The following is an 11663-nucleotide window of genomic DNA, read 5'->3' on the forward strand; positions in this document are numbered from 1 at the left end:
ATCTGCTGACCTTTTTATATTCTGTATTCGATTACTTCTTACGGACGTGTGGTGCCGCTTTATCAAGTACACCATTCACGAACTTGTGGCTCTCTTCTGCAGCGAACACTTTTGCAAGTTCAATCGCTTCGTTGATCACCACTTTGTAAGGCACATCTTCACGACGTGTCATTTCGTACATCGCTAGACGAAGCAATGCTAACTCCATCATGTCCAAATCTTGCATTGGACGCGCTGTATACGGACGAATCTTGCTATCAAGCTCTGTGTGACTTAGCACAACACCTGTTAGTAGGTCACGGAAGTATGCAACGTCTGTGTCTGGAGTAGAAAGTGCAGGTTCTGAGGCATGATGTTCTTCTTCATCATACTTGCCACCTGACAAAAACTGCTCCTCAATCGTAGCAACATTTTCTTTAGTAATTTGCCAAGAGTAGATTGCTTGTAGAGCAAATCGACGTGCATTACGACGTGCGGCTGGTTTCACACTGGCCCCCATTAGGAATCAATTTCAGAAAGAACGTTAATCATCTCAAGTGCGCTTAGTGCAGCCTCTGCACCTTTATTACCAGCCTTGGTTCCTGCGCGCTCGATTGCTTGGTCAATTGTATCAACCGTCAGTACGCCGAATGCAACTGGAAGGCTGTATTCCAGAGAAACTTGCGCAAGACCTTTGTTACATTCACTACAAACATAGTCGAAATGTGGAGTGCCGCCACGAATAACAGTACCTAAAGATACGATCGCATCGTACTTGCCTGTTTTTGCTACGCGTTGAGCAACAAGAGGAAGCTCTACAGCGCCAGGACAACGAACAACAGTAATGTTGTCTTCGCTAACTTGGCCATGACGTTTTAAAGTATCGATTGCACCAGACAATAGACTTTCGTTAATAAAACTGTTGAAACGAGAAATAACGATAGCAATTTTTGCGTTTGGCGCTGGGAAGCCACCCTCGATCACTTTCATAAGCCTTCCTTTAACTATGTTCATCAAGTGAGAATCGCCGGATTCTAGCACAAATCTGTGAGCAATATCTAATGGAAATTTAGCATTACCCGCCTTGTTCACAACAGATTGAAAACAAAGAGGGCAAATGCTGAAACATTTGCCCTCTTCATCAAAGTGCGTGTTAGCGATTACTCACAAACGTACTCAACCACATTGAGACCGAAGCCGCCTAGGGCGTGATACTTCTTGCTTGCCGACGACAACAAGCGCATATCATGGACGCCAAGGTCTGCAAGGATCTGAGAGCCCACCCCAACACGGCGTGATGTACCTTGCTTCTTAGCCAACGTTGGAGCTTCGCCCTTGTCTTGCGCTTCGAACATTTTCACACGGTGGATCAGCAAGTCCGTCGATTCTTCGTTGCCTAAGATGACCAATACCCCGCCATCTTTCCCAATACGCTTCATTGCAGCATCGAGAGTCCAACTACGCTCAGCATTGCGATCACTATGAAGTAAGTCTGTGAAGGTATCTTGTAAGTGAACACGTACTAACGGAGCTACATCGGTCAAGTCACCTTTGCACAGTGCGTAGTGAATTTGGTTGTCAATCGTGTCACGGAATGTCACTAAATTAAAATCGCCAAATTCGGTTGGAAGCTTGCACTCCGCGACGCGTTCAATGGTCGTTTCGGTGTTATTGCGATACTCGATAAGGTCTGCGATGGTGCCTAACTTGATGCCGTGCTTCTCGGCGAAGATTTCCAAATCTGGGCGGCGCGCCATGGTGCCATCGTCATTAAGGATTTCGACGATCACACCAGCAGGCTCTAGACCGGCAAGACGAGCGAGATCACAGCCAGCTTCAGTATGCCCTGCTCGGGTCAGCACGCCTCCTTCTTGAGCCGCTAGTGGGAAAATATGACCAGGTTGAACCAAGTCGGCAGCTTTGGCGTCTTTCGCAACCGCCGCTTGTACCGTGCGCGCACGGTCTGCCGCAGAAATACCAGTTGTTACTCCCTCTGCGGCTTCAATAGACACGGTAAAGTTGGTTGTATATTGGGCGTTATTGTCTTGCACCATCGGAGGTAAGCCAAGACGCTCACAACGCTCTTTCGTCATCGTCAAACAAATCAAACCGCGGCCGTGAGTTGCCATAAAGTTGATCGCTTCTGGCGTCACGTGCTCTGCCGCCATGATCAAATCACCTTCGTTTTCGCGATCTTCGTCATCCATTAGGATAACCATTTTACCTAGGCGAATATCTTCAATAATCTCTTGCGGGGTACTAATTGGCATTTTGCATTCCTATCTTGGCTTCTAGCGGCTAATTGAGTGAGTTAACAACGCAAGGTTAACTTAAGCAAATCCGTTCTGTTGTAAAAATTCCATGGTGATTTTTGATTCTGGTTGTTGCTCTTGCTGGCTGGTTAGAAGGCGCTCCATGTAGCGTGCTAATACATCCACTTCTAGGTTCACTTTGCGGCCCACATTGAAATCAGCAATGGTTGTTTCTTCACCTGTGTGCGGCACTATCGTGAGCTTAAAGGCATTCTTACGTAATGCATTCACCGTCAGACTGATGCCATCGACCGTAATTGAGCCTTTTTCTGCGACGTATTTGGCGATTTCTTGCGGCATCGCCACCCAAAACTCAATCGCGCGACCAACCATGTTACGTTCAACGATTTCTCCTACGCCATCCACGTGCCCAGATACAATGTGGCCGCCAAAGCGCGTTGTGGGCAACATGGCTTTTTCTAAGTTGACCTTGTCACCCGCTTGGTAATCTGCAAAACCAGTTTTCTGCAGCGTTTCAAGGGATAAGTCAGCGGTATAGCTATTTTCGCCAAATGCCACAACCGTTAGGCAAACACCATTGGTCGCAATGCTATCGCCTAATTTGACATCCGCCATGTCTAGCTTACCGGCATTGACCGTAACGCTAATATCTTCGCCTTTAGGCGTAATTGCAGTGAGAGTGCCGACTGCTTCAACAATACCTGTAAACATGCTTAATTATCTTTCATTAATATGGTGGCAACAATGCGGATATCTTTACCCACCTGTCTTATATCTTTTATATCAAGATCAATGACGTCGCTCATTGACTCTAATCCTAGCGCCCCTAACAAACCACGACCATCGCTACCCATGATTTTAGGCGCTAAGTAAATGACGAGTTCATCGACTAAATTTTGCTGGATCAAACTGCTTGCTAAGGTTGCACCAGCCTCGACCCAAACATGATTAATATTGTGCGTGCTTGCTAATGTAGCAAACGTATCTTGAAGTGAGATTTGCTGATCCGCATTGAGGGTCATTTCAACGTCGCCTTCAGGCCCAACAATTAACGTCTCTCCCCCAGCTTGAAACAACTTAAGTTCGGAGGTGAGTTGGTTCTGGCGATCAAGAATGACACGGACTGGCTGACGCAGTTGAGATTCAGAGTATTGAGCTTTTACTGACTCGGGTAAGTCGCTCCAGCGGACATTAAGAGAAGCATTGTCCTCAATGACGGTTTTGCTGGTTGAGAGGATCGCACCACTTTGAGCTCGATATCTTTGTACATCTCGACGCGCGGCTTCTGACGTAATCCACTGACTCTTACCGTTGGCTAATGCCGTTTGTCCATCCAAACTCGCCGCCATTTTTAGCTGTACAAAAGGTAAGCCCGTTTGCATTCGTTTGATGAAGGACGGATTGAGAGCGATAGCGTCTTGCTCTAACAAGCCCACTTCCACCTCTATCCCAGCGTCACGTAGCATTTGAATACCGCGACCAGCGACTTGAGGGTTCGGGTCTTGCATTGCGCATATCACCTTGGCAACTTTCGCTTTGATCAGCCCTTCAGCACATGGCGGCGTTCGCCCGTAATGAGAACAAGGTTCTAGAGTCACGTACGCAGTGGCTCCTACCGACTTGTCCCCTGCCATTCGCAAGGCATGAACTTCGGCATGAGGCTCACCCGCTCGGTAGTGAAAGCCCTCTCCGACAATGTCACCATTTTGCGTGATCACGCAGCCAACGTTTGGATTGGGCGCAGTGGTATAGATGCCGCCTTTTGCTAACCCTATAGCCCGCGACATCATGTTGAAATCGGTTTCAGTGAATTGAGGCATTCCTTTACACCTGCAGTTAGTCTTCCAGTCTGGCAATTTCTTCGCCAAATTCACGAATATCTTCAAAACTACGGTAAACCGAAGCAAAACGGATGTATGCGACTTTGTCCAACTCTTTAAGCTGGTCCATCACTAAGTTACCAATCATTTCGCTCGGCACTTCTCGTTCACCCGTCGCTCGAAGCTGTGACTTAATCAAACTGATTGATACATCGACCGCATCCGCACTGACTGGCCTTTTCTCTAGCGCTCGTTGAAGTCCGCCCACCATTTTGTCTTCGTTGAATGGTTCACGGTTGCCATTCGACTTAATAACTCGGGGCATGACCAACTCTGCGGTTTCAAATGTCGTAAATCGCTCACTACACGCGAGGCACTGCCTGCGACGACGAACTTGATGACCGTCAGCCACCAATCGGGAATCGATTACCTTAGTATCGTTTTCAGAACAAAAAGGACAATGCATATCACCTCCATATAAGTGTTCGACAGTGTAGCGGATTTGCGGATCACAAGAAAAGCAAAAGGGGCTAGATAGCCCCTTTTTCAATCAATCTTTAGGTTGTTTTGTTAACTACGCGGCAAGTAGTTCGCTTTACCGACCCACTTGTAGCTTGTCAGCTCTTCCAAGCCCATAGGACCGCGAGCGTGCAATTTCTGCGTAGAGACCGCCACTTCTGCACCTAAACCAAACTGTGCACCGTCCGTAAAGCGTGTTGATGCGTTAACATAAACCGCCGCAGACCCCACTGAATTGATGAACAATTCCGAGTTCTCTAGACTATTTGTCATGATCGCATCCGAGTGGCTCGCGTTGTGAACACGCATGTGATCGATGGCTTCTTTGACATCGGCAACCACTTTAACGCCTAACGTGTAGCTCAACCATTCGGTGTCAAAATCACCCTCACCCGCGTCACGCAAGTCTCGCGCACTTGATAGCAAGGCTTTCGCTTTTGGCTCGGCAACTAGAGCAACTTTGTCCGCCAAACGCTCTGCAAGCATTGGTAAGAATTCCGCCGCAACCTTTTCATGCACAAGTAGCGTATCTAGTGAGTTACAAGCCGATGGGCGTTGCACTTTCGAGTTTTCAACCACATTCAGCGATTTTTCAAGATCGGCACTTTCGTCAACAAAAATGTGGCTGATACCAAAACCGCCAATGATGACTGGAATCGTGCTGTTCTCTTTACACATTTTGTGCAAGCCAGCTCCGCCGCGTGGAATAATCATATCCACGTATTCATCGAGCTTTAGAAGCTGCGAAACCAGTTCACGATCAGGCTTTTCAATGTACTGAACCGACGCAGCAGGTAGACCCGCTTTTGCCAACGCAGATTGAATGACTTTAACTAACTCCATGTTAGAAAAGAATGTCTCTTTACCACCGCGTAGAATACTCGCGTTACCCGTTTTTAAGCACAAGGCTGCAATATCGATGGTGACATTTGGACGCGCTTCGTAAATAACCCCGACGACGCCAAGTGGTACACGGCGACGAGAAAGGGACATACCGTTTTCGAGTACTTTGCTGTCTAACTCGCTACCAACCGGATCATTAAGACTGATGACATTGCGCACATCATTCGCAATGCCAGATAAGCGCTCTTCGTTAAGCAGAAGGCGATCCAATAGTGCCTCTGTCAGCCCTGCTTCACGCCCTTTTTCAATGTCTTTCGCATTCGCGGCAAGAATAACCTTTGCATTGGCTTCTAGCTCATCGGCGATAATAGCGAGTGCTTTGTTTTTTTGTGCCGTTGATGCTGTCGCCAGTTGAAACGCTGCTTCTTTTGCAGCTTGGCCCATAGAAATCAGTTCCACAATTCTTTCCTTATTCTTGGATTACGACCATGTCGTCACGATGAAGCACTTCACTGCCATAGTCGTAACCTAAAATACCGATAATATCTTTGCTGTGTTTGCCGACGATTTTAGCCATATCTTGGCTTGAGTAGCTGGCAATACCACGTGCAACCAGCTTACCTTGAGCGTCAGTGACACGGACAACATCACCTCGCGCGAACTCACCGCTCACGCCCGTCAAGCCTTTGGCAAGCAAGCTGCTTCCTTTCTCTACCACCGCATTAACCGCGCCATCATCAATAACGATGTCGCCTGATGCTGCAGGACCTGCCAAGATCCAACGCTTGCGGTTTTCGAGCGCTTCTTCACACGGCAGGAAACGGGTACCTTGTGGCTCATCACTCAATGAGTCAAAAACAACATTCGGAGCGCTACCTGCGGCGATAATAACTTCAATACCTGCTCGTCGTGCGATATCAGCGGCTTGTAACTTAGTCGCCATACCGCCAGTGCCTAGCGTTGTGCCACTACCACCAGCAATTTTACGCAGTGTATCATCAATGGTTTTCACTTCTTTGATTAACTCAGCGTTAGGATCTTTACGAGGGTCTGCTGTAAATAATCCTTTTTGATCGGTCAGCAGCAATAGCTTGTCGGCACCACACAAAATACCAACCAATGCCGATAAGTTATCATTGTCACCAACTTTGATTTCGCTGGTCGCAACGGCATCGTTTTCGTTAACAACGGGAATAATATCGTTTTCAACCAGTGCGTTGATGGTGTCACGAGCATTTAAGAAGCGCTCGCGATCTTCTAAATCTGCCCGCGTCAGCAACATCTGACCAATTTTCAAACCGTAGATAGCAAACAATGATTCCCACGTTTGAATCAACTGACTTTGACCAACGGCCGCTAACAGTTGCTTGCTGGCCATAGAGTTGGGCAATGCGGGGTAACCTAGGTGCTCTCGACCAGCCGCGATGGCGCCAGACGAAACCATCACCACTGAGTGGCCTTGTTTTTTTAGCTCAGCGCATTGACGAACCAACTCAACCATATGAGCTCGGTCTAACGCCAGCGTTCCACCAGTTAATACACTAGTACCTAGTTTCACTACCACAGTCTGTGGCTGTAGTACTTTTCCGCTTTCTTGATTCATTGCCTTTCTACTATGAAATAAATACAAACCGTCACAATCGACGCAGTCACAACAAGACGCTGAAGATTGATTAGACCTGATGTTTTAGCAATCAAATGGTAAATTCACAAGTAGAAAAGGCGCGAAAACGCGCCTTTTTGTTGTTGGTAGAGGGTAAACGATGAAAATCAGACGAATTCGACAGATTCTTCGTGCATTTGAACCTCTAGTGCAAATTGACTTTTCAAGGTTTCGACGAGCTTGTCATGAAACGCCACTTGAGTACGGTTGACGTCCTCGACCACTTTTTTCGGTATGCTCTTTTCTTGCCAATCTCCAGTCACATCGTAAAGCCCAGTGCGATAGCGTGCTTGGAATACACCATCTTGTAGATTGAGCTCTAACCACCACCCCCAAAACTCTCTTTTTTCTGGTGACTTTTTATCGTCTACACAAACAGACAAGCAATCAAACAAATAAGCCCCTTCTTCACACTGTGATTCGCGTAAATAAGGTCCAATCGCCCTCATAACGGAAACCAAACGATAGTGAGTCGGCTTTTTTGTAGTATCAGACATTATGAATCTCCATATTCATCACTGAAATTATTATAAAAGGCTGATTCCAGGACTTGTTAGTCTAGGTACAGCCTAATATCAGTGTCGTCTAAAATACTTGAGATGTCATCTCATTAGCTCATCTTCTAGCCACTTAATCGCTAAATCGAGGGATTGCTCATATCCTTGTGTAATTGTTTTTGCACTGATTTTCTTCGCTTTACCGTAGTCGCTATACAGAGCAACCATCTGATTATCGCTATAAGGGGAAACAGGATCTCCTTCTAAGCTCATCGCCAAAATAGGGACACGAGTTTTACGGCTAGACAATATCCCCTGCACTTTCAACGACCAAGCCATCAGTTGACTCGACAGGCTATGAATATCCACTGCATTTTTGCCTAAACGCGACGCCAGCACATCAAGGTACATCTTCGGCATACTCTTGAGCTTATCGGGTGATGACAAGACATCATGGATCGGTGCTCCCATCGAAACACACGCCTTGATTTTATCTTGCTCCAAAAATGAAAGGCGGACCATCGCATTACCACCAAAGCGAAAACCAATCAGCCCTACTCTGTGATGATCGACCCAAGGAATGGAGTACAGCTCATTGAGCACAGCTTGGTGCAATACTGACGTGTCTTCGGTTAAGTTCCAGTGCGTATTGTGCCCAATCGAAGGCATATCGACGGTTAACATCGCGATATTTTTCTTCGCAAGATGGTCACGGAAAACGGTCCACAAGTCGGTTTGCAAACTGTCCAGCCCAGCACTCACAATCACCACAGGTTGCGGCTTTTCGGTACTGGTAAGGTGAAGGTGAGCAATAATGCTTTTTTTCTGATAAGGGATCTCTAACCGCTTTACGATGTACTTCGTCTTCTTGGTCGCTTCGGTATATGCAGAACTTGCTAAAACTTGCGCCTGAGTCGCCAGATTATCGTTTTTTAGATGCGGATAGCCGGCAATGCTAAAACAGAGTGACGCATTAAAAAGCTCATCAGCCGCTTCTTCGCCCTTCAGTTGCGATGAACGCTTTTGGTGAAGCATGCCGAGCTTCGTCCACTCGTAGGTCCAGTTGCCACTGTGATACCCCATGACGGTGTCTAACCACTCTTCATGAGTTCGGGAATGCTTCGAAGCTGCGATTTTGGCAAGCACTGCTTCAATCTCGATTGGATCTAAGCCTTGCCACGTCCATTGCATTCGACGCAAATTTCGATACCACTTGTATCCGTCACTCTCACGCTTTTCATCCAAGAAGCTCTGGCTACTTGGCATATATCGAGTCAGTTCCGAGGTTTCTTTCGCTTGCTTATGATTCGCAAACAACGTTTCAGAGAGATTCTTGCTGACTTCCTCAGACATGGGCTTAACCTAGTAAATGTGCTTTTCTAAATTGTATAAAAAAAAATGGCCCAATAAAGGGCCATTTATCAAGAATCAGCGGCATTGTGCCATTTTGATTACTTTTGTTTGCGGTTGATTGGCTCAACGTACTGGATAGACATGTCCCATGGCTGCTCAATCCATGTATCTTGAGCAATATCTACCACGTAATCGTCTAGCAGTTCTACTCCAGCAGGTTTTGCACAAACAGCAATCAATTTTGCTTTCGGGTACATTTCACGTAACTTACGTGCGGTATCACCACTGTCCACTAGGTCTTCCACGATCAGGAAGCCTTCGCCGTCACCTTCAGGTGCTTTTACAACAGTCATATCACGTTGGTGGTCGTGGTCATAGCTTGAGATACAAATCGTATCAACGTGACGAATACCGAGCTCACGAGCAAGAATTGCCCCTGGAACTAAACCACCACGGCTTACTGCCCAAATACCTTTCCACTGCTCCGCTGGCATCTGCTTCTCAGCCAACTCACGACAGAATGTGTGCATTTGGTCCCATGTGATAATGAATTTCTTAGCCATTGTAATAACCTAATAATTTGAAAAATCCGCATCCCCACAAAGCGTGACTGTCGGTTTGGAGTGCTTTAGCAAGTTGGGGAAAAGCTACGCAAACGTTTATTTTAACGGATGAGACTGGTAATACCAATGATTAACCTCTCCTCAAAACGAAAAAACATCGCTACAGCAGAGAAACAGCCATAGCGATGCTCAAAAATGTGATAGGTAAGTCTAATTAAGCAAACAAGTACTTAAGAATGAAGACTGCAGAAAGAACCCACACACTGATTGAAACTTCACGACCACGGCCACTCAACAGTTTAATCGCTGCGTAAGAGATAAAGCCAAGCGCGATACCTTCAGCAATTGAGTAAGTTAATGGCATTAGAAGACAAGTCACTACGACTGGAGCCGCTTCTGTTAGATCACGCCAGTCAACACTTACCAATCCAGACATCATTAGGATCGCAACGTAGAATAGCGCACCCGCTGTTGCGTAAGCTGGGATCATGCCCGCCAATGGTGAGAAGAAAAGAGCCAGAAGGAACAATACCCCTACTACGACAGCAGTAAGACCAGTACGACCACCAGCAGCCACACCAGCTGTTGATTCAACGTACGATGTTGTACTTGATGTACCAATCATCGCACCAACTGACGTCGCGGTAGAATCAGCCAGTAACGCTTTGCTTAAACGCGGTAATTTGCCATCTTCTTTAATAAGGTCCGCTTTTTGCGCAACGCCAACCAGAGTACCTGCCGTATCGAATAGGTCAACGAACAGGAATGCGAACACCACAGAAATCATACCCACCTCGAAGACATCAGCGATGTTCATTTGCATGAATGTTGGTGCAACACTTGGTGGCGTAGACATAATACCGCCCCACTGAACATCACCCAACATCAAACCAATCACTGTAATGATCAAAATTGCAATCATTACCGCGCCACGAACGCCTCGGTAGACAAGACCAATGGTCAAAAAGAAGCCAAGAGCAGCAAGAGCAGGCTGGAGACCAGTGATATGACCAAGACCAACCAAGGTTGCTGGATTGTCGACAACAATGCCTGAGTTTTGCAGGCCGATAAATGCCAAGAACAAACCGATACCTGCAGAAATGCCAGTACGAAGAGACATCGGGATCGAGTTGATGATCCACTCACGAACCTTAAAAATACTCAAGGCCATGAAGATGAGACCTGAGACAAATACAGCCCCAAGCGCAACCTGCCATGAATGCCCCATACCTAGAACAACACCGTAGGTAAAGAAGGCATTTAAGCCCATACCTGGAGCAAGCGCGATAGGATAATTCGCAACAAAACCCATAATGAAACAGCCAATTGCCGCAGCAAGACAGGTAGCGACAAACACAGCGCCTTTATCCATACCTGCATCTGCTAACATTGCTGGGTTAACAAAGATAATGTAGGCCATGGTTAAAAAGGTGGTAACACCCGCAATGATCTCAGTTTTAACGTTCGTGCCGTTTTCACTGAGTTTGAACAGTTTTTCGAACATGATCGAATCCTAAAAGGGTAAAAAGTAAACGGTTGCGTAATCGATTGGCCGGAATTATAAAGTTATAAAATTTCAAATTCCAGATAGAATTAACACTCTAATCAACATTTCTACCAACCAGTTTGTCTATTTAAGATCAACCGACCAATCTAGTGTAAAAATACCCGATAAAATTCAATCACTAAGACTGCGAACCATATAAAACACTGTTCGGTGTTTTTTTATACTTATGAGAAAAATTACCAGTTGGATTTGTGTAAGAAGCGCGGAGGGAATATGTGTTTATGCGAATAATATGCAGGGAACTCAAAGCGATAGAAGAAACACTTTATCGGTGTGCACTTTTTAATCGGAAAGCAAAAGGGATAAAAAAACGCCACTCAATTTGAGTGGCGGTTGAATCATGTCAGCTATATAGGAGCTGTAAAAAAATTCCAATATATAGGGGTGAACAAACTTGTTCGAGAGTCACAAACTTGGATTAGTATCCGAAGCTTGTTGGGTAAGTAAAGCTGCCTGTGTAAACTGAGCTGTTTAGCCAGAACGCTGCACTTGGTAAACCTTTCATAACTATCACCTTCTAAATCAATGAAAACTAAATAAACACTATTGATTTCTCGGTTCCTTGGAGGCGACAAATCGGACTCAT

The 11663-nt window shown here is 46.1% G+C and carries 12 protein-coding genes; all 12 read right to left on the reverse strand.

Annotated elements, in window-relative coordinates; genetic code table 11:
- Positions 1-31: 31 nt before the first annotated feature.
- Entirely contained in the window at positions 32-499 is a 468-nt protein-coding gene (nusB, locus tag ACUALS_RS10855; protein ID WP_005473507.1) for a transcription antitermination factor NusB, read from the reverse strand.
- Entirely contained in the window at positions 499-969 is a 471-nt protein-coding gene (ribH, locus tag ACUALS_RS10860; protein WP_005440184.1) for a 6,7-dimethyl-8-ribityllumazine synthase, read from the reverse strand. The genes nusB and ribH overlap by 1 nt, the downstream gene beginning before the upstream one ends.
- Positions 970-1139: 170 nt before the next feature.
- Entirely contained in the window at positions 1140-2249 is a 1110-nt protein-coding gene (gene ribBA, locus ACUALS_RS10865; RefSeq protein ID WP_454448351.1) for a bifunctional 3,4-dihydroxy-2-butanone-4-phosphate synthase/GTP cyclohydrolase II, read from the reverse strand.
- 60 nt (positions 2250-2309) lie between these two features.
- The gene (locus ACUALS_RS10870) at positions 2310-2963 is read right to left on the reverse strand and encodes a riboflavin synthase (RefSeq protein ID WP_454448352.1); all 654 of its coding nucleotides are present in this window, start codon (positions 2961-2963) and stop codon (positions 2310-2312) included.
- Positions 2964-2965: 2 nt separating this feature from the next.
- Complete coding sequence (ribD, locus tag ACUALS_RS10875) at positions 2966-4072, reverse strand: bifunctional diaminohydroxyphosphoribosylaminopyrimidine deaminase/5-amino-6-(5-phosphoribosylamino)uracil reductase RibD (RefSeq protein ID WP_454448353.1); 1107 nt, start codon at positions 4070-4072, stop codon at positions 2966-2968.
- A gap of 16 nt (positions 4073-4088) precedes the next feature.
- A complete protein-coding gene (gene nrdR, locus ACUALS_RS10880) occupies positions 4089-4538 on the reverse strand; it encodes a transcriptional regulator NrdR (RefSeq protein ID WP_038139576.1) in 450 nt (149 codons plus the stop codon).
- Positions 4539-4642: 104 nt separating this feature from the next.
- On the reverse strand, positions 4643-5893 hold the full coding sequence (locus tag ACUALS_RS10885; protein WP_454448354.1) for a glutamate-5-semialdehyde dehydrogenase: 1251 nt from the start codon (positions 5891-5893) through the stop codon (positions 4643-4645).
- Positions 5894-5903: 10 nt separating this feature from the next.
- Entirely contained in the window at positions 5904-7037 is a 1134-nt protein-coding gene (proB, locus tag ACUALS_RS10890; protein WP_038139580.1) for a glutamate 5-kinase, read from the reverse strand.
- A gap of 167 nt (positions 7038-7204) precedes the next feature.
- Positions 7205-7594: a sigma factor-binding protein Crl gene (gene crl / locus ACUALS_RS10895; RefSeq protein ID WP_454448355.1), complete on the reverse strand. Its 390-nt coding sequence runs from the start codon at positions 7592-7594 to the stop codon at positions 7205-7207.
- A gap of 105 nt (positions 7595-7699) precedes the next feature.
- Positions 7700-8947, reverse strand: a complete 1248-nt coding sequence (gene frsA / locus ACUALS_RS10900; protein ID WP_005473473.1) for an esterase FrsA — start codon at positions 8945-8947, stop codon at positions 7700-7702.
- A 98-nt stretch (positions 8948-9045) separates the two neighbouring features.
- The gene (locus tag ACUALS_RS10905; protein ID WP_005473584.1) at positions 9046-9510 is read right to left on the reverse strand and encodes a xanthine phosphoribosyltransferase; all 465 of its coding nucleotides are present in this window, start codon (positions 9508-9510) and stop codon (positions 9046-9048) included.
- A 214-nt stretch (positions 9511-9724) separates the two neighbouring features.
- Positions 9725-11014, reverse strand: a complete 1290-nt coding sequence (locus tag ACUALS_RS10910) for an NCS2 family permease (protein WP_005473593.1) — start codon at positions 11012-11014, stop codon at positions 9725-9727.
- Positions 11015-11663: the final 649 nt, after the last annotated feature.

It is taken from the genome of Vibrio sp. NH-7 (genome assembly GCF_053643215.1).

Bases quoted from the DNA above. Each gene is read 5' to 3' on its own strand.
- nusB (WP_005473507.1), bottom strand. From the start codon at position 499: ATGGGGGCCAGTGTGAAACCAGCCGCACGTCGTAATGCACGTCGATTT.
- ribH (WP_005440184.1), bottom strand. From the start codon at position 969: ATGAAAGTGATCGAGGGTGGCTTCCCAGCGCCAAACGCAAAAATTGCT.
- ribBA (WP_454448351.1), bottom strand. From the start codon at position 2,249: ATGCCAATTAGTACCCCGCAAGAGATTATTGAAGATATTCGCCTAGGT.
- ACUALS_RS10870 (WP_454448352.1), bottom strand. From the start codon at position 2,963: ATGTTTACAGGTATTGTTGAAGCAGTCGGCACTCTCACTGCAATTACG.
- ribD (WP_454448353.1), bottom strand. From the start codon at position 4,072: ATGCCTCAATTCACTGAAACCGATTTCAACATGATGTCGCGGGCTATA.
- nrdR (WP_038139576.1), bottom strand. From the start codon at position 4,538: ATGCATTGTCCTTTTTGTTCTGAAAACGATACTAAGGTAATCGATTCC.
- proB (WP_038139580.1), bottom strand. From the start codon at position 7,037: ATGAATCAAGAAAGCGGAAAAGTACTACAGCCACAGACTGTGGTAGTG.
- crl (WP_454448355.1), bottom strand. From the start codon at position 7,594: ATGTCTGATACTACAAAAAAGCCGACTCACTATCGTTTGGTTTCCGTT.
- frsA (WP_005473473.1), bottom strand. From the start codon at position 8,947: ATGTCTGAGGAAGTCAGCAAGAATCTCTCTGAAACGTTGTTTGCGAAT.
- ACUALS_RS10905 (WP_005473584.1), bottom strand. From the start codon at position 9,510: ATGGCTAAGAAATTCATTATCACATGGGACCAAATGCACACATTCTGT.
- ACUALS_RS10910 (WP_005473593.1), bottom strand. From the start codon at position 11,014: ATGTTCGAAAAACTGTTCAAACTCAGTGAAAACGGCACGAACGTTAAA.